Origin of the sequence: Sphaerotilus mobilis (assembly GCF_004216565.1) — a bacterium.
Lineage (GTDB): Bacteria > Pseudomonadota > Gammaproteobacteria > Burkholderiales > Burkholderiaceae_C > Sphaerotilus > Sphaerotilus mobilis.
In genome coordinates this window covers 226,680-242,926 of the sequence record NZ_SGWV01000010.1, presented here as the reverse complement: position 1 = coordinate 242,926, position 16,247 = coordinate 226,680, and the positions used below count along the sequence as shown (strand labels likewise).

Here is a 16,247-nt window from a genome sequence, read left to right as displayed (position 1 = left end):
TCACAGGCGCGGCAGGATGGTCGTGAGCTGCAGGATGGGCTGGCCCTGCGGATCGCCGACACGCGCGTCCACGCGGCGGAAGTTCGGATTCGGCGTGGGCCGCACCACCAGCTGGCCGCGGTAGCCGGTGCCGAGCTGCTCGCAGGCGAAGTCGCTGTCGCCGACCGGCGGGAACTGACGCGTCAGGCGCAGCTCGGTGAGCATGTTGTCGGCGCACCATTGGGCGGCCAGCACATCGGCCAGACGCTGCGTGTTGGCGGTCAACGCGGCCGAGGCCTTCAGCCCGGCGGCCAGCGTGATGGCGACGATGGCCAGCGCGACCAGCACCTCGATCAAGGTCAGGCCGCGTGGCCGTGCCGGGTCAGCGCGGCGTCGCATCGTCGGGCTCCACGCGGAAAGGGCCGATGCCGTCGCTGGCCACCGCGATGCGGCGCTGGCCCAGGCTCAGCACCACGCGCTGCGGGCCGATCACCGGCTCGGGCCCGAGCGGGATCCACGACTGGCGCTCGGGCAGGCCGACCTGCGGCGCCTCGCCATCGGGCTCTAGCCAGCGCAGTGGCAGGCCGTGGTTGGCAGGCAAGCCGTCAAAGTGGAAGGCCTCAGGGGGCTTGGCCGGATCGGCGATCACGCCGGCGGCGTCGCGGCCGGTCGACGGTCCGGGCGACCAGCGCACCGGCAGACCGAGGGCGCGGGACTGGGCCCGGCCGGCCTCCAGCAGCGTCGCCAGGCGAGCGGCTTCCCGTTCGAGGCGGGACGAGGCCGGGTCCGGCAAGGCCAGGCTGGCGACCGCACTGGCCACCGCGATCAGCGCCACCACGATCATCAGCTCCAGCAGGGTGAAGCCACGGCTGGCGGCGGTCCGGCGTCGCGCCGAGCCGGCCTCGCCACGGGGGATCACGGGCGCAGGCTCACTGCCACGAGCCGAGGTCCGAGTCCTTGCCCTCGCCGCCGGCCTGACCGTCCGCGCCGAAGGAGAACACGTCGATCTCGCCCTTCACACCCGGGTTGGCGAACTGGTAGGGGCGGCCCCAGGGATCGTTGGGCAGCTTCTCCAGATAGGGCTTCCAGTTCGGCGGGTTCGGGCCGGCCGAGGGCCGTGCCACCAGGGCTTGCAGGCCCTGTTCGCCCGTCGGGTAGCGCTGGTTGTCAAGCTTGTAGAGCTTGAGCGCCTGCATCAGGTTGCCGATGTCGGTGCGGGCGGCGGTCACGCGGGCGTCATCGGCCCGGTCCAGCACATTGGGCACAACCAGCGCGGCCAGCACGCCGATGATGACCAGCACCACCATCAACTCGATCAGGGTGAAGCCACGCCGGATGAGCTGGCGTGCCACTGTGCGGTGTGCCCCTGTGCGGTGTGTAGTCGTGAACTTCTGAAAGGTTGCAGTCATCGTGGCGTTCTTGAGTCCATCGTCGGGGAACCGTCCATCATAATGGTCGCAACATGGCAGCACGTACCACAGCCTGGCTGGTCTGGGCAATCCTCGCGGGCAGCGTCGTCTTCTGGGGTTTGCGCCTGGGCGTGGCACCTCAGGGCCTGCCCGATCAGGTCCGCACCATCGGCATGGAGCAGTCCAGCCGAGGTGACATCTTGCGATTGTTTGCAAATCCGTCCGACGGTGCCGCAGCGGCGCCGGCAGAGCAGGCCGCAGCGGCAAGCCGCTTCAAGCTGCTGGGCGTGGTCGCCGGTGCCGAGGGTCGTGCTGGCTGGGCGATGCTGTCGGTCGACGGCCTGCCGACCCGGATGGTCGCGGTGGGCAGCCCGGTGACCGACCAGTGGGTGGTTCAGTCGGTGAGCCAGCGCCTGGTCCACATCGGACCTTTGGGTGGCACCGCCGTGGCGGTGCTGGACCTGCCCTTGCCCGCCGAGCCCTTGACCGGCGCGCTGGGCGCGCCGGCGATCGCCGCCAACCCGGCAGCGCGCGCGGCCCCCTTGGTCACGCCGCCCCCCGAGGGCGCGCCCTCGCCAGTCGTGGTGCTGGGCGAAGGTGGTGCGCCGGTGCAGCCCGGCGGCGATGTGGCCGCGCCGCCCCCGCCACCTCAGAACCCGCCGCGCTGAGCGTCAGCGTTCGGGCAGGTTGATGAAGTCGCGCACGGCGGCCTGAAGCACCACATCGGCCGCTTCCTCGGTCAGCGTGACCGGCTCAGGACCATCGGTGACATCGCTCAATAGCGAAGCCGCGCTGGCCACCAGCGGCCAGCTGACCGCGATGCCGGTGCCGTCCAGGCTGTCCATGCCCAGCGTCAGCAGGGCCGTGCTCTTGAAGCCGCCCAGCACGGCGTCCAGCCCGGCGTGGTCGGTGCTGCGGCAGAACACGCAGTAGTCGGCCACTGGCCCGGCGATGTGCGTGGCCACGATCAACGCGGCACAGGCGACGATGCCGTCGATCAGGATCAGGTGGCGCTTCTCCGCCGCCTTCAGCAGCGCGCCGACCATCATCGCGGTCTCGAAACCACCGAAGGCGGCCAGCGCCTCGACCGGGTCCTCGACCTGGCCGTGGCGTGACTGGGCTGCCTGCAGCACCACCATCAGGTGCTCCAGCGTCATCGACGGCATGCGGTCGCCGGCGTTCAGGATGGTGCGCAGCTGCATGCCGGTGATGCGCGAGATCAGCAGGGCAGCCGCCTCGACCGAGCCGACGCCAAGACCGGCGCAACCCAGCACATTGCCCGGCAAGGCATCGGCGATCTCCATGCCGGCGCGGATGGCGGCGTTGAGCTGGTCCAGCGTCATCGCCTGGGCCACCCGGCAGTTGCGCGTGCCGTGGGCGATCTTGCGGGCCATCACGCCGGGCTGGATGCGCAACGGCGTCGTCAGCCCGCCGTCGACCACGTTGAGCGTCAGGCCCTGGCGGTGCGCCAGCACGGGCAGCGGCACCCGGTTGTTGACGATGTCGTCGACCGTCTGCGCGGTGCTGCGGTGCTGCGGCGAGGACACGTCCACCGCCAGGCCGTGGTCGCCGGCGAAGACCAGCAGCTGCGGCTGGCGCAGGCGCGGGCGCAGGGCGTTCTGGATCAGGCCCAGCCGCACCGCCAGCGGTTCCAGCTCGCCCATGTGCCCGCCCAGCGCGGAGCGGCGCTGCAGCTTGAGCCGCAACGCCTGCTCCAGCGACGGTCGCTGGGTGGGCGCCACCAGGGGCGTGGTCTCGGTGAACATGGCTCGTCTCGGGTCGGCAGGGCGGGTGCGGACGCGCCGCAGTCATGGCGCGGGCGCGCCGTTTTCAGCGCAGAAAGAGACGGTACACCGGGTTGTCGGTTTCCTCGACACAGGGATAGGCCAGCGTGTCCAGGAATTGACGGAACTTTGACCGGTCCGACTTCGGCACCTGGATGCCGACCAGGATGCGGCCGTAGTCGGCGCCCTGGTTGCGGTAGTGGAACAGGCTGATGTTCCAGCCCGGGTGCATGCTGGAGAGGAAGCGCATCAGCGCGCCCGGACGCTCCGGGAAGATGAAGCGGAACAGCCGCTCATCGGCCGCCAGCGGCGAGTGCCCGCCCACCAGGTGCCGGATGTGGTCAGCCGCCAGCTCGTCGTGGCTCAGGTCGATGGCACCGAAGCCGTGGCGCGCGAACAGCTCGCCGATCTCGGCCGATTCGCCCGGCTTGCTCAGGCTCAGTCCGACAAAGATGTGGGCCTGGCTGGCGTCTGAGATGCGGTAGTTGAACTCGGTCACGCTGCGCGGGCCGATCAGCTCGCAGAAGCGCTTGAAGGAGCCGCGCTCCTCGGGGATCGTCACCGCGAACAGCGCCTCGCGGGCCTCGCCGACCTCGGCCCGCTCGGCCACGAAGCGCAGCCGGTCGAAGTTCATGTTGGCGCCGCAGGTGATCGCCACCAGCGTCTCGTCGCGGATGCCGGTGCGTTCGACGTACTGCTTGATCGCCGCCACGCCGAGCGCGCCAGCGGGCTCCAGCACCGAGCGGGTGTCCTGGAACACGTCCTTCATGGCCGCGCAGACCGCATCGGTGTCGACGCGGATGAACTCGTCGACCAGCACGCGGGCGACGCGGAAGGTCTCCTCGCCGACCTGCTTGACCGCAGTGCCGTCCGAGAACAGGCCGACATCGTTGAGCCGCACGCGCTTGCCGGCCTCGACCGAGCGGGCCATCGCGTCCGAGTCGGTGGTCTGCACGCCGATCACCTTGATCTCCGGGCGCACCGCCTTGAGGTAGGCCGCCACGCCCGAGATCAGGCCGCCGCCGCCGATCGCCACGAACACCGCGTGGATGGGGCCCTGGTGCTGGCGCAGGATCTCCATGCCGATGGTGCCCTGGCCGGCGATCACGTCCGGGTCGTCAAAGGGGTGCACGAAGGTGAGACCCTGCTCGCGCGCCACGCCGAGCGCGTGCTCGTAGGCATCCGAGTAGCTCTCGCCGTGCAGCAGCACCTCGCCACCCCGGGCGCGCACCGCGTCGATCTTGACCGCCGGCGTGGTCGTCGGCATGACGATCACAGCGCGGCAACCCAGCCGTTGCCCACCCAGCGCCACGCCCTGGGCGTGGTTGCCGGCCGAGGCGCAGATGACGCCGCGCGCCAACTGTTCGCGCGTCAGGTGGGCCATCTTGTTGTAGGCGCCGCGCAGCTTGAAGCTGAAGACGGGCTGGTTGTCCTCGCGCTTGAGCAGCACCCGGTTGCCGATGCGCGCCGACAGGTTCTGCGCCGGCATCAGCTCGGTCTCGTGCGCCACGTCATAGACCTTGGCGTTGAGGATGCGCTGCAGGTAGGTGCTGGCCAATGCGACCTTGGCGGCCTCGACCTTCGCCGCTGCCGCCTTGGCGGAGGTCTTGGCTGGCGACTTCGCCACCACCTTCCGGGCAATCTTCTTCGCAGGGGCCTTGGACGTCGTCACGGAAGGGGTGGACGGTGCGGAGGTCTTGCGCGCGGAAGGCATGGTCGGGGCCGGCTGAGGCGGCGTGTCGAAGGGGGCGCCGATCATAAGTGAGGCCCTCTGCACACCCAGGGGCTGACGAGCGCCCAGAAAAAAAGCCCAAGACCAGAGGCCTTGGGCTTAATCCACCTTTTTTGAGGAGGGTGGAGGAGACAACGGGTGGAAACCTGTCGGAATCAACCGACATGCGGGCAGCCCTTGATTGACTTTTTTCGGCGGCTTGCCTTTTGCGTTCCTTGGCGTCGATTCTATGCGTGGCAATTGGTGCGATGCAACGTGAACGGACGAATTCCCCTGCCTGTTCGGCGCGCAAGGCATGACGTCCGGCACGGTCTGGCCCGATGCGCTAGAGATCGGCGCAGGGGCGCGGTGACAATCCGACGAGCCCTTTTCAACCTTTCGTCAACACCACTGCGCGCGCCGTCGCCGACCGACCACCATGGAATGCACGATCAACTGGATGCCGTCCAACGGCATGGCCTTCTCCGCCGAGACCGGCAGCGGACACCTGCTGACGATGGACGGCGCGCCCGAGGGCGGCGGCCGCAACCTCGCGCCACGACCCATGGAGACGCTGCTGGCCGGCGCCGGTGCCTGCGCAGCCTATGACGTGGTGCTGATCCTCAAGCGCGGCCGGCACGCCATCAGCGGCTGCCAGGTCAAGGTCAACGCCGACCGGGCCGAGGTCGACCCCAAGGTCTTCACCCGCATCGTCATGACCTTTGTCGTCACCGGCAGGAACCTGCCCGAGACCGCCGTGCAGCGTGCGGTGCAGATGTCGCACGACAAGTACTGCTCGGCCACCGCCATGCTCGCCAAGACGGCCGAGATTGAGGTCAAGGTCGAGGTGGTGAACGAGGCCTGATCCTCGTTCGTCTTCCCGGCCGGGTCAGATCCGGTGCGCGGCGGTCGTCATGACCTTGGCCGCCGCCCGCATCAGCCAGCGCACCGGCGGCGGCGGGCGCAGGCCCCCGGCGTCTTGCGCTTCGGTGGCGTGACGGGCCTCGTCGTCGCGCATCTGCGTGACGATGGCCCGCGAGCTGCGGTCCTGCACCGGCAGGCGATCGAGGTGGCTTTGCAGGTGCTGCTCGACCTGGCGTTCGGTCTCGATCACGAAGCCCAAGCTGGCTTGTCGTCCCATGCGCCCGGCGGCCAGCCCGATGGCGAAGGCGCCGGCATACCAGAGCGGATTCAGCACCGACGGGCGCGCGCCCAGTTCGCGGATGCGCTGCTCGGTCCAGGCCAGGTGGTCGACCTCGTCGGCCGCCGCCGCATCGAAATGAGCCCGCAGGTCGGCGTCCGGCGTGGCCAGCGCCTGCGCGTTGTAGAGCGCTTGTGCGCACACCTCGCCGACGTGGTTGACCCGCATCAGCGCACCGGCCAGCGTGCGCTCGGCCTCGGTCATCGCCACCTCGTCAACAGCCGGTCCGGTGTCTTCCGGGCGGGCGCGGTGTGCGTGGTGGTGGCCCCACACCGTGCGCAGGCCGATGTCGAGCGTGCCGAGCACGCGGTCCAGGGTGTCTCTTGTTTGCATCATGAAGGACTCGAAGCGACGGGTTACATCAGGGCGTCATCTTGCGTCGTGCCCCTTTCAAGGGCGTGCGGCGCGTGTTGAAATCGAATGTTGCACTCGGACAACGAGTTGCCCCTGTTGTGGGTAGTACGGGTTGGCAAGGACTTCGGGCGTCTGTTGGAATGAACACAACTTCCAACACGGAGGTTGGCCGTAGCGGGTCAAGGTTAGGCGGTTCGACGCCTCCCTGCTTGCGGTTCCTCAATCCTGTCCCCTAGGAGATTCTTGATGAAAAAGTCCCTGATCGCTCTGGCCGTTCTGGCTGCTTCCGGCGCTTCTTTCGCCCAGTCGTCGGTGACCCTGTACGGCGTGGCCGACTTCTGGGTTGGTTCGACGAGCACGACCGATGCTGCCGGCGTCAAGCTGAGCCAGACCGTCCAGAACGGCGGCGGCTACAACGGCAACCGTTGGGGCCTGCGTGGCGTGGAAGACCTGGGTGGCGGCCTGAAGGCCAAGTTCCAGTTCGAAAGCGGCTTCACCATTGACGACGGCAACGTCGCCAACGGCGCCACGATGTTCGGTCGTCAAGCCTACGCTGGCGTCGAAGGCGACTTCGGTTCGGTCACTGCCGGCCGTCAGTACACCTCTTATGACTCGCTGCGCGGCGCGACCAACCACGCGTTTGACGCTGGCGTGGCCGTCACCGGTTCGGTGTGGGGCTTCGGTGTTGCCGACTACGCCGGTCGCACCAACAACACGCTGCGCTACGACTCGCCGACGATGGGCGGCGTGAGCGGTTCGCTGTCGTACGGCCTGGGTGAGAACAAGACCGCCACGGTCAACGCTTCGAGCCAAACCAGCCTGCACGTCAAGTTCGCCATGGGCCCGATCCTGGCTGGCGTCGGCTACCAAGCCGAGAAGGTTGCCGCCGTCACCACCAAGTACACCCTGATCGCCGGTTCCTACGATCTGGGCGTGGTGAAGCTCAACGCTGGCTTCAACAAGGCTGACAACACGGTCCTGCAGGACTCGGAAGTCCAACTGGGCGTGTCCGCTCCCATCGGCGCGAACGCCGCTGTTGGCTTTGGCTATGCCACGGCTGACTCGGAAACCGCCGCTGGTGCCGACAACGGCAAGCGTTCGGGCATCGTGCTGACCGGTTACTACGACCTGTCCAAGCGCACCCGCGCTTATGCTGCCACCAACAACACCACGACCAAGAACGCTGCCGGTGCCACCACCGCCAAGACCGCCACGACCCTGGCCGTCGGCGTCCGCCACAGCTTCTGATGACGCTTGCAGCGGGCGCAAGCCCGCTGCGGAGCTGATCAGCGATTCGAAAACAGACGGCTCTGCCGTCTGTTTTTTTTTTCGTCCGCAGCAAGACCGTGCGAAACAGGACCTAGGGAAACCGGGTGTGGAAGCGGGGCAACAAGCCCCCCAAGAACCGGAGCGGCATCGACAAAATAGAACGATCGTTCTTTTGTAAGTGAAAGCCTCCATGAAAAAGCTCCTGCTTCCTCTCGCGCTCGTGTCCGCTGCCGGTGTGCAAGCCCAAACGGCCTCTACGGTCGAGCTCTATGGCGTGGCCGATGCCGGCCTGAATTTCGTCACGGGCACGAACAACACCACCCAACGCCTGGCCAGCGGCATCATGGACGGCTCCCGTTTCGGCCTGCGCGGCAACGAGGACTTCGGGGGTGGCTGGCGCGCCTTGTTCACCCTGGAGAACCGCTTCGAACTCGATGACGGCAACCTGGGGAATCGTCCGGCATCCGGGCTGCAAGCGCCCGACCGCCTGGCCCGGGCGGATCTTCTGGGGCTGCCCGGCGCACTTCAGCCTGCCGTGACCGGCGTGGCGGCCACGCTCGCCTCGCGCATCGGCGTGAACACCAACAATGCCTTGTTCGATCGCCAGGCCTTTGCGGCCCTGGTGACGCCAGTCGGTGCCGTGCTGGCGGGCCGGCAGTACACGCCGGCCTACGAAGTGTTCGCCAACTTCGACGCCACCAAGACCCAGTCCAGCCTGTCCGCCGGCCAGGTCAGCGCCGTGCCGGCGGGTGTCGAGATCCGCATGAGCGACTCGGTGGCCTACCGCATCCAGCTGGGTGGTTTCTCCGCTGCGGCCATGGTGACCTTCGAGACCATCACGCCCAAGGACGCCAACCGGCTGGTCGGTGTCAACGCGATCTACCGCGGCACCGGCTATTCGGTCGGCTTCGGCTACAACGAACGCAACAACGAGCTGGGCGACAAGGCCCTGAAGTCGACCGTGCTGGGCGCGACCGCCGACATCGGGCCGGGCACGGCGTCGGTGTTGCTGGGCCAGATCGTCGATGACAACCCGGCTGGGCTTTCGGGCATCAGCGCGCTGTTGCAGGCAGGTGGCGCAAGCGCCGCGCAAGGCAACCTCGTCCAGTCGGCTTACATCAACGCCCTGCGCCAGGACGCGCGGCTCTACAACGTCGGCTATTCCCTCAAGACCGGGGACCTCACCTCCACCGCCGCGATCAGCCTGTTCGACGACCAACGGTCCTCGAATGCCGACGTGATGTCCTACGGCGTCACGTGGACGTACGCCCTGACCAAGCGCACCGACATCAACCTGGTCCTGGCCCACTTCGACAACAAGGACCTTGCCCAAGCCGCCCCCGGCGGTGCTGGCTTCCTTGGCGGCTTCACGAAGTCGGCTGGCACCGATTCCAACAACGTAGCGATCGGTCTGCGCCACCGCTTCTGAGACATCCGCGCGGGCCCCGACCTTGCGGGCCCTTCACGAACTGCCTGAACCCGGGCCGCCCTGTGCGGCCTTTTCCTTGCCCGACCCGATCCATGTCCCGTGTATTCGCTCTGTTCCCCTGCCTGCTGCTGGCGTTCTGGCTGGCCGGCTGTGCGACGCCTCCCGCGTCAACGCCGGCGCCGCCCACCGACCCCGCCCTGGCCGCCGGCTTCGGCCCCGACTGGCAGGGCGTGCCGCTGCCCGGCAAGCGTCACACGCGCTACCTGGCCGCTCGCGAAGGGGATCGGGCCTGCCTGCATGCCAGCGCCGACCGTTCGGCCAGCATGTGGCGGCGCAAGGTGAACGTGGCGCCGGCCGATCTGGGGCAGCTGCGGTTCAGCTGGAAGGTGCCGGGCCTGATCCCCGAGGCCGACCTGAGCGACCGCGATGCCGAAGATGCACCCGTGCGCATCGTGCTGGCCTTTGATGGCGACCATGCCCGGCTGGGCCTGCGCGACCGCATGCTGTTCGACCTGGCCGAGACCCTGACGGGCGAGCGTCCGCCCTATGCGACGCTGATGTACGTGTGGGACAACCGTGCGCCGGTCGACAGCGTGATCCACGCCTCGCGCACCGACCGCATTCGCAAGCTGGTGCTGGAGTCGGGCCCGAAACGCCTGAGCCGCTGGCTCGACTACCAGCGCGACATCGCCGCCGATTTCCGGCGCCTCTATGGCGAGGAGCCGGGCACCTTGATCGGCGTGGCCGTGATGACCGATGCCGACAACACCCAGGGCCGCAGCGAGGCCTACTACGGCCCCATCCAGCTGACCGCCGCCGACGGCAGGTTGCTGGACTGAGGCCGACGCCGGCTCAGTCCTCGAGCAGGCGTTCGCCGGCGAACTGCTGCGCGGCGGTCTCGCGCTCGCGCACCAGCCGGGCCCGAGCGCCCTGGACGATCACCTCGGCGGCACGGCCGCGGGTGTTGTAGTTGCTGGCCATGGACATGCCGTAGGCGCCGGCCGAGACGATGGCCAGCGTGTCGCCCGGCTGCACCGCCAGCGCGCGGTCGCGGCCCAGCCAGTCGCCGGATTCGCAGACCGGGCCGACGACGTCCCAGGTCTTCACGTCGCCGCCGCTGCGTTCCGCGCAGGGCACGATGCCCATCCAGGCCTCGTACATGGCCGGCCGCATCAGGTCGTTCATGGCCGCGTCGACGATGCAGAAGTTCTTGGTCTCGCCGGGCTTGAGGTAGAGCACCTCGGTCAGCAGCACGCCGGCATTGCCGACCAGCGAACGGCCCGGCTCGAACACCAGTTCGCGGTGGCCGTGGCCGCGCGCATCGATGCGTGCCAGCAGCGCGCCCAGCAGCGCATCGGCGGCCGGTGGCGTCTCGTCCGTGTAGGTGATGCCCAGGCCGCCGCCCAGGTCCATGTGGTGGATGGGGATGCCGGCGGCCTCGATCGCCTCGACCAGGTCGAGCACGCGGTCCAGCGCGTCCAGGAAGGGCGCGACCTCGGTGAGCTGCGAGCCGATGTGGCAGTCGATGCCACGCACCGCCAGGCCCGGCAGCGAGGCGGCATGGCGGTAGACCTCGACCGCGCGCTGGTGCGCCACGCCGAACTTGTTGCCCTTCAGGCCGGTGGAGATGTAGGGGTGGGTGCCGGCATCGACGTCCGGGTTGACGCGCAAGCTGACCGGCGCGATGCGGCCCATGGCGGTGGCGACCGCAGACAGTGCCTCCAGCTCGGGTTCGCTCTCGACGTTGAAGCAGCGCACGCCGGCCTCAAGCGCCTGCTTCATCTCGGCGCGGGTCTTGCCGACGCCGGAGAACACGACCTTGGCGACGTCGCCACCGGCCGCGATCACACGCTGCAACTCGCCGCCAGAGACGATGTCGAAGCCGCAGCCGGCGCGGGCAAAGGTCTGCAGCACGGCCAGGTTGGAATTGGCCTTCATCGCATAGCAGACCAGGTGCGGCCGGCCGGCCAGCGCGCGCTGGTAGCCCGCCAGCGCACCCAACATGGCGGCCTGCGAGTAGACGTAGAGGGGGGTGCCGAACTCGTGCGCCAGTGCGTCGAGCGCCACGTCCTCAAGGGTGAGCTGGCCGTCGCGACGGGACAGGTAGGGAGCGCCGGGCAGGGTCATGGTGCGGTTCGGGGGGCGGTGGTTCGGGTGGGAGCGGAGGCGGCGGCGGCGCTCGCTGCGGCGGCGTCGGCCGGGCGTTGCAGCGGGCCCTTCTGGCCGCAGCCGGCGAGCATCGCCAGCACGGTCAGCACTGTCAGCACGGTGGTCAGGGACAGCCTGGAAGGGTGAATCCAGCCCCGGAACCCCGGCGCTAAACTCGTTTGACGTCTTGAAAACATCACCGGAATTCTAGCGACCATGACCTTGCCGACCGTCCCCGCCGCCACGCCATTGAGCGATGCCGACTACCGCAGCCGATCGGGCGCGGCGCTCGCCGCGATCGAGGCTTGCGTCGATCGCTGGCTGGACGAGGACGTGGTCGACATCGACGCCCACCGCACCGGCGGCCTGCTCGAACTGAGCATGCCCGGGGGCAGCAAGCTGATCATCAACACCCAGCCACCGCTGCAGGAAATCTGGTTGGCGGCGCGGGCCGGCGGCTACCACTTCCGCCACGTCGAAGGCCGCTGGCTGGACACCCGCAGCGGCGCCGAGTTCTTCGAGCTGCTGTCGATCCAGGCCAGCGCGCAGGCCGGCAAGGCGCTGCGCTTCGAGCCGGCCTGAGGCCGGCCCCGGACCTCAGTTCTTGAACAGGTCCATGATGCTGCGGCGCTCTTCGGAGGCCGCCGCGCCCGCGCTGTTCGGGCTGTCCTCGATGCGGTTGACCATCGCGCCGAACTCCTCATAAGCCCAGTCGCCGTTGAACTGCAGCAGACCGGGCGTTGGCGCGATCTCGCTGACCGGCACGTTGCGCAGCGCGTAGGACATGTAGTCGATCCAGGCCGGCAGGGCCAGGCCGCCGCCGGTCTCGCGGTCGCCCAGCTTGCGCGGCTGGTCATAGCCGATCCAGACCACCGCCACCAGGCTGGGCTGATAGCCGGCGAACCAGGCGTCGTTCGAGTCGTTGGTCGTGCCGGTCTTGCCGTACAGATCGCTGCGCTTGAGCGTGGCCTGGGCGCGCGCGGCGGTGCCGCTGCGCGTGACCTCCTGCATCAGGCTGCTCATCACGAAGGCATTGCGGGCGTCGATGACTCGCATCGACTCGTCCAGTGGCACGGGCTGGGACTGGCTCAGCACCTTGCCGCGGTTGTCGGTGATGCGGTTGATCAGCATCGGCGCGACCCGGTAGCCACCGTTGGCAAAGACCGCGTAGCCGGTGGCCATCTGCAGCGGCGTGACGGTGCCGGCGCCCAGCGCCATCGTCAGGTAGGCCGGGTGCTTGTCGGGTTCGAAGCCGAAGCGGCTGATCCAGCCTTGTGCGTAGTCCGGGCCGATGTTCTGCAGCACCCGGATCGAGACCATGTTCTTGGACTTCGCCAGTGCGCGACGCAGCGGCATCGGGCCTTCGAAGGTGCCGTCGTAGTTCTTCGGTTCCCAGGGCTGGCTGCCGGTGGCGTCGGCGTCGAAGAACAGCGGGGCGTCGTCGACGACCGTCTGCGGGCCGATCCCCTTCTCCAGCGCGGCCGAGTAGATGAAGGGCTTGAAGCTCGATCCCGGCTGGCGCCAGGCCTGCGTCACGTGGTTGAACTTGTTCTTGACGTAGTCGAAGCCGCCGACCATCGAACGGATCTCGCCGGTGTTCGGGTCCACCGACACGAAGGCCCCTTCAACCTGTGGAAGCTGGCCGATCGACCAGACCTTCTTCGTGTCCTGCATGACGCGGATCACCGCGCCCGGTCGGATCTGGACCTGTGGCCGCGCGTTGCTGCCCAGGCCGCTGGCGGCGCTGCGCAGGCCGTCGCCGGTGATGGTGATGCTCTCGCCGGTCTGCAGCATCGCGACCACCTTCTTCGGACCCGCCTCGGTGACCACGGCGGCCAGCAGATCGTCGTTGTCGGGGTGGTCTTCCAGCGCTTCTGCCACCCGGGTGTCCAGTGCGCGCTTGTCGGTGGGCAGGTCGACGGTGGCCTCGGGGCCGCGGTAGGGCTTGCGGCGTTCGAAGTCGAGGATGGTCCGGCGCAGTGCCTTGTAGGCGGCGTTCTGGTCGCCGGCTCGCACCGACAGGTAGACGTTCAGGCCGCGTGTGTAGGCGTCGTCGCCGTACTGGGCATGGACCAGTTGGCGGGCGGCCTCGGCGACGTACTCGGCGTGTGCGCTCTCGTCGCGCTGGGCGTGGTAGCGCAGCGTCTGGGCCAGCGCCTGGTCACGCTGGGCGGCGGTGATGTGGCCGTTCTCCAGCATGCGCTCGACGATGTAGCGCTGGCGCTGTTCGGCGCGCTGGCGATTGCTCAGCGGGTTGTAGGCCGACGGCGCCTTGGGCAGGCCGGCCAGCATGGCGGCCTCGGCGATCGTCACGTCCTTCAAGGGCTTGCCGAAGTAGATCTCGCTGGCCGCCGCGAAGCCGTAGGCGCGGTGGCCGAGGTAGATCTGGTTCATGTAGACCTCGAGGATCTGGCGCTTGCTCAGCGCGGCCTCGATCTTGAAGGACAGCAAGATCTCGTAGATCTTGCGCGTCAGCGTCTTCTCGGTCGACAGGTAGAAGTTGCGCGCGACCTGCATGGTGATGGTCGACGCGCCTTGGCTGCGGACCTCGCGCAGGTTGCCGATGGCCGCGCGCAGGGCGCCCCGGTAGTCGATGCCGCCGTGCTCATAGAAGCGCGAGTCCTCGATGGACAGCACCGCGTCCTGCATCACCTTGGGGATCTCGTCGATGGTCAGGTAGTTGCGGCGTTCCTCGCCGAACTCGCCCAGCAGCACGCCTTCGACCGAGTAGATGCGCATCGGCAGCTTGGGCCGGTAGTCGACCAGGCTGCGGATCTCGGGCAGGTTGGGGTAGGCCGTCGCCAGCGCGATGCCCAGCAGCATCGCCACGACCAGCGCACCGGCGCCGATCAGGCCGACCGTCCAGGCCGCGATGCGCAGCAAGAGGCTGCGGGGTGGGCGGCGGCGCGAGCCTGCCGGTGGCGCGGGAGCGGGCGACGGTGCGGGCGAGGAGTCGCTCATGAGGGCGCCCCGGGGCGGGGCTGGACTGGCAGGGGAGGGCGATTATAGGAAGGGCCATGACCCCGAAATGCGCAGCCCGGGATACGCTTCTCACGCTTGGTTTCCGTTGGCAGACGTGACAATCTGCACACCGCTTGGGTTGGCTCGTCCGCGTCGGCGCAGCGCAACTCGGGGCAGACCCGGAATCCGGAAAAATCTTTGTGCGTCAACGACTTTGTTGCTAGCATTGAAGTAAGTTATTAACTGTCCGCCATGGGTGGATGGTCCGTCATTGGGGAAGCGCGTGAGTGTTCTCGACATCCTTTTGGGTCGCAAGCATGCGTCGCTGATCGGACTGGACATCAGCTCTTCAGGCGTCAAGCTCGTCGAGCTGGGGCAGACCGCCTCCGGCGAATATGTGGTCGAACGATTTGCCAGCGAATCTTTCGAGAAGGGCTGGATCACCGACGGCCAGATCGAAAAATTCGACGAGATCGCCGAGGCGGTCCGCAAGGTCGTTCTCAAGAGCGGCACCAAGACCAAGAACGTGGCGATGGCGATGCCGCAGTCGTCCGTGATCACCAAGAAGATCATCCTGCCTGGCGGTCTGCGCGAGGAGGAGATGGAGATCCAGGTCGAGGCCGAGGCGAACCAGTACATCCCGTTCTCGCTGGACGAGGTCAGCCTCGATTTCTGCGTGATCGGCCCGAGTCCCGACCAGGTCGGCGACGTCGAGGTGCTGATCGCCGCATCCCGCAAGGACCGTGTCCAGGACCGCCAGGGTCTGGCCGAAGCGGCCGGTCTCAAGCCGGTCGTGCTCGACATCGAGTCCAACGCCTCGCGTTCGGCCATCGGCCGTGTCATCGCGGCGCTGCCCAACGAGGGCCGTGACGCGCTGGTGGCCTTGTTCGAGATCGGTGCGGACACCACCAGCCTCAAGGTGTTGCGCGACAACGAGATCCTCTACGACCGCGACCAGGCCTTCGGTGGCGCACAGCTCACGCAGCTGATCTCGCGCCAGTACGGCCTGTCCTTCGAGGAAGCCGAGACCAAGAAGCTGGCCGGTGACCTGCCCGAGGACTACGAGAGCTCGCTGCTCGCGCCCTTTGTCGACAGCCTCTCGCAGGAGATCGGCCGGGCCTTGCAGTACTTCTTCACCAGCACGCCGCACCACCGCGTCCACTACGTGATGCTGTCGGGCGGCACCGCCACGCTGCCCGGCCTGAAGGACCGCGTGACCGAGCTGACCGGCTTCGCGTCGATGGTGGTCAACCCCTTTGAGGGCATGAAGCTCGGTGGCTCCGTGCGCGAGTCCAAGCTGCGGCGCGAGTCGCCTGCCTACCTGACCGCATGCGGGCTGGCGATGCGGAGGTTCCTGCAATGATCCTCATCAACCTCCTGCCGCACCGCGAGGAGCGGCGACGCCGGCGCAAGCAGGCCTTCTACGCCGGCATGGTCATGGCGGGCATCGTCGGCCTGCTGCTGGCCGGCATCGGCTACCTCGCGCTGATGGAGATGATGCGGGCCCAGCAGTCGCGCAACGAGTTCCTGCAGACCGAGATCAAGCGGCTTGAGGTCCAGATCAAGGACATCGCCTCGCTGAAGTCCGAGATTGAAGCCCTCAAGGCGCGCCAGAAGGTCGTCGAGGACTTCCAGATCGACCGCAACATGCCCGTGCACCTGCTCAACGAACTCGCGGCCCGCACGCCCGAGGGCGTTTACCTGACAACGGTGCGTCAGGAGGGCCAGTCGGTGGCCGTGTCCGGCATCGCACAGACCAATGAGCGGGTCTCGGAGTTCCTGCGCAACACCGCCTACAACTCGGCCTGGCTGGAGCGTCCGGAGCTGGTCGAGATCAAGGCCAGTGCGCAGGCCGCCAATGTGCGCGACCCGAAGCGCACCTTCGACTTCGCGGTCCGCCTGACCCTCAAGCGGCCGCAGGACCAGGAAGCGGCGCCGCGTCCGGGCGAGGCGGCGTCCGTGCCGGCCCGCGCGGCTTCGGCGTCCTGAGGGAGACAAGACC

Annotated in this window: 17 protein-coding genes; 8 read left to right on the top strand and 9 right to left on the bottom strand. The window is 68.1% G+C overall.

Annotated features, from left to right (window positions below):
• From gspI to gspG, 3 genes are read right to left on the bottom strand one after another with little or no spacing between them, the layout of a single operon-like run.
• Positions 1 to 378: a type II secretion system minor pseudopilin GspI gene (gspI, locus tag EV685_RS13435; protein WP_130482550.1), complete on the bottom strand. Its 378-nt coding sequence runs from the start codon at positions 376 to 378 to the stop codon at positions 1 to 3.
• Positions 362 to 898 (bottom strand): pilus assembly FimT family protein, encoded by a 537-nt coding sequence (locus EV685_RS13430; RefSeq protein WP_338054451.1) that lies wholly within the window; start codon positions 896 to 898, stop codon positions 362 to 364. The genes gspI and EV685_RS13430 overlap by 17 nt, the downstream gene beginning before the upstream one ends.
• Before the next feature lie 10 nt (positions 899 to 908).
• Positions 909 to 1,388, bottom strand: a complete 480-nt coding sequence (gene gspG / locus EV685_RS13425; protein WP_130482549.1) for a type II secretion system major pseudopilin GspG — start codon at positions 1,386 to 1,388, stop codon at positions 909 to 911.
• Between the two features lie 53 nt (positions 1,389 to 1,441).
• Here gspG and EV685_RS13420 point away from each other — a divergent pair, with 53 nt between their 5' ends.
• Positions 1,442 to 2,056 carry a hypothetical protein gene (locus EV685_RS13420; RefSeq protein ID WP_130482548.1) on the top strand — a complete coding sequence of 205 codons (615 nt, stop codon included), beginning with the start codon at positions 1,442 to 1,444 and terminating at the stop codon, positions 2,054 to 2,056.
• 3 nt (positions 2,057 to 2,059) lie between these two features.
• Here EV685_RS13420 and EV685_RS13415 read toward each other — a convergent pair whose 3' ends face one another.
• Together EV685_RS13415 and ilvA are read right to left on the bottom strand one after the other, a co-directional pair.
• Entirely contained in the window at positions 2,060 to 3,154 is a 1,095-nt protein-coding gene (locus EV685_RS13415; RefSeq protein WP_130482547.1) for a nicotinate-nucleotide--dimethylbenzimidazole phosphoribosyltransferase, read from the bottom strand.
• A gap of 64 nt (positions 3,155 to 3,218) precedes the next feature.
• Entirely contained in the window at positions 3,219 to 4,886 is a 1,668-nt protein-coding gene (gene ilvA / locus EV685_RS13410; RefSeq protein ID WP_130482546.1) for a threonine ammonia-lyase, biosynthetic, read from the bottom strand.
• 436 nt (positions 4,887 to 5,322) lie between these two features.
• Between ilvA and EV685_RS13405 the strand changes: the two genes are divergently transcribed.
• Entirely contained in the window at positions 5,323 to 5,748 is a 426-nt protein-coding gene (locus tag EV685_RS13405) for an OsmC family protein (protein WP_130482545.1), read from the top strand.
• Positions 5,749 to 5,772: 24 nt separating this feature from the next.
• Here the strand turns inward: EV685_RS13405 and coq7 are convergent, their stop codons facing one another.
• Positions 5,773 to 6,420 (bottom strand): 2-polyprenyl-3-methyl-6-methoxy-1,4-benzoquinone monooxygenase, encoded by a 648-nt coding sequence (gene coq7, locus EV685_RS13400; RefSeq protein ID WP_130482544.1) that lies wholly within the window; start codon positions 6,418 to 6,420, stop codon positions 5,773 to 5,775.
• Between the two features lie 264 nt (positions 6,421 to 6,684).
• On the opposite strand from coq7, the gene EV685_RS13395 reads away from it, so the two are divergent.
• The 3 genes from EV685_RS13395 (at position 6,685) to EV685_RS13385 (ending at position 9,975) form a co-directional block, all read left to right on the top strand.
• Entirely contained in the window at positions 6,685 to 7,686 is a 1,002-nt protein-coding gene (locus EV685_RS13395) for a porin (protein WP_130482543.1), read from the top strand.
• A 211-nt stretch (positions 7,687 to 7,897) separates the two neighbouring features.
• On the top strand, positions 7,898 to 9,136 hold the full coding sequence (locus tag EV685_RS13390; RefSeq protein WP_130482542.1) for a porin: 1,239 nt from the start codon (positions 7,898 to 7,900) through the stop codon (positions 9,134 to 9,136).
• 92 nt (positions 9,137 to 9,228) lie between these two features.
• Positions 9,229 to 9,975, top strand: coding sequence for a DUF3047 domain-containing protein (locus EV685_RS13385; protein ID WP_130482541.1), 747 nt, complete (start codon positions 9,229 to 9,231; stop codon positions 9,973 to 9,975).
• A gap of 13 nt (positions 9,976 to 9,988) precedes the next feature.
• Here the strand turns inward: EV685_RS13385 and lysA are convergent, their stop codons facing one another.
• Positions 9,989 to 11,263, bottom strand: a complete 1,275-nt coding sequence (lysA, locus tag EV685_RS13380) for a diaminopimelate decarboxylase (RefSeq protein ID WP_130482540.1) — start codon at positions 11,261 to 11,263, stop codon at positions 9,989 to 9,991.
• The gene (lptM, locus tag EV685_RS21205; protein WP_275938352.1) at positions 11,260 to 11,403 is read right to left on the bottom strand and encodes an LPS translocon maturation chaperone LptM; all 144 of its coding nucleotides are present in this window, start codon (positions 11,401 to 11,403) and stop codon (positions 11,260 to 11,262) included. The genes lysA and lptM overlap by 4 nt, the downstream gene beginning before the upstream one ends.
• Positions 11,404 to 11,533: 130 nt before the next feature.
• Between lptM and cyaY the strand changes: the two genes are divergently transcribed.
• Complete coding sequence (gene cyaY, locus EV685_RS13370) at positions 11,534 to 11,866, top strand: iron donor protein CyaY (protein ID WP_130482884.1); 333 nt, start codon at positions 11,534 to 11,536, stop codon at positions 11,864 to 11,866.
• A 15-nt stretch (positions 11,867 to 11,881) separates the two neighbouring features.
• Here the strand turns inward: cyaY and EV685_RS13365 are convergent, their stop codons facing one another.
• Positions 11,882 to 14,245 (bottom strand): penicillin-binding protein 1A, encoded by a 2,364-nt coding sequence (locus EV685_RS13365; RefSeq protein WP_130482538.1) that lies wholly within the window; start codon positions 14,243 to 14,245, stop codon positions 11,882 to 11,884.
• A 283-nt stretch (positions 14,246 to 14,528) separates the two neighbouring features.
• Between EV685_RS13365 and EV685_RS13360 the strand changes: the two genes are divergently transcribed.
• Both EV685_RS13360 and EV685_RS13355 read left to right on the top strand, forming a co-directional pair.
• Entirely contained in the window at positions 14,529 to 15,608 is a 1,080-nt protein-coding gene (locus EV685_RS13360) for a pilus assembly protein PilM (protein ID WP_130482537.1), read from the top strand.
• Positions 15,605 to 16,234, top strand: coding sequence for a PilN domain-containing protein (locus EV685_RS13355; RefSeq protein WP_130482536.1), 630 nt, complete (start codon positions 15,605 to 15,607; stop codon positions 16,232 to 16,234). The genes EV685_RS13360 and EV685_RS13355 overlap by 4 nt, the downstream gene beginning before the upstream one ends.
• The last annotated feature ends 13 nt before the right edge of the window (positions 16,235 to 16,247 follow it).

What these genes read in the sequence shown, in the direction of transcription:
- EV685_RS13390 (WP_130482542.1), top strand. Translation starts at nt 7,898, where the DNA reads ATGAAAAAGCTCCTGCTTCCTCTCGCGCTCGTGTCCGCTGCCGGTGTG.
- EV685_RS13365 (WP_130482538.1), bottom strand. Translation starts at nt 14,245, where the DNA reads ATGAGCGACTCCTCGCCCGCACCGTCGCCCGCTCCCGCGCCACCGGCA.
- EV685_RS13355 (WP_130482536.1), top strand. Translation starts at nt 15,605, where the DNA reads ATGATCCTCATCAACCTCCTGCCGCACCGCGAGGAGCGGCGACGCCGG.
- gspI (WP_130482550.1), bottom strand. Translation starts at nt 378, where the DNA reads ATGCGACGCCGCGCTGACCCGGCACGGCCACGCGGCCTGACCTTGATC.
- EV685_RS13420 (WP_130482548.1), top strand. Translation starts at nt 1,442, where the DNA reads ATGGCAGCACGTACCACAGCCTGGCTGGTCTGGGCAATCCTCGCGGGC.
- EV685_RS13395 (WP_130482543.1), top strand. Translation starts at nt 6,685, where the DNA reads ATGAAAAAGTCCCTGATCGCTCTGGCCGTTCTGGCTGCTTCCGGCGCT.
- EV685_RS13385 (WP_130482541.1), top strand. Translation starts at nt 9,229, where the DNA reads ATGTCCCGTGTATTCGCTCTGTTCCCCTGCCTGCTGCTGGCGTTCTGG.
- gspG (WP_130482549.1), bottom strand. Translation starts at nt 1,388, where the DNA reads ATGACTGCAACCTTTCAGAAGTTCACGACTACACACCGCACAGGGGCA.
- coq7 (WP_130482544.1), bottom strand. Translation starts at nt 6,420, where the DNA reads ATGATGCAAACAAGAGACACCCTGGACCGCGTGCTCGGCACGCTCGAC.
- ilvA (WP_130482546.1), bottom strand. Translation starts at nt 4,886, where the DNA reads ATGCCTTCCGCGCGCAAGACCTCCGCACCGTCCACCCCTTCCGTGACG.
- lysA (WP_130482540.1), bottom strand. Translation starts at nt 11,263, where the DNA reads ATGACCCTGCCCGGCGCTCCCTACCTGTCCCGTCGCGACGGCCAGCTC.
- EV685_RS13405 (WP_130482545.1), top strand. Translation starts at nt 5,323, where the DNA reads ATGGAATGCACGATCAACTGGATGCCGTCCAACGGCATGGCCTTCTCC.
- EV685_RS13415 (WP_130482547.1), bottom strand. Translation starts at nt 3,154, where the DNA reads ATGTTCACCGAGACCACGCCCCTGGTGGCGCCCACCCAGCGACCGTCG.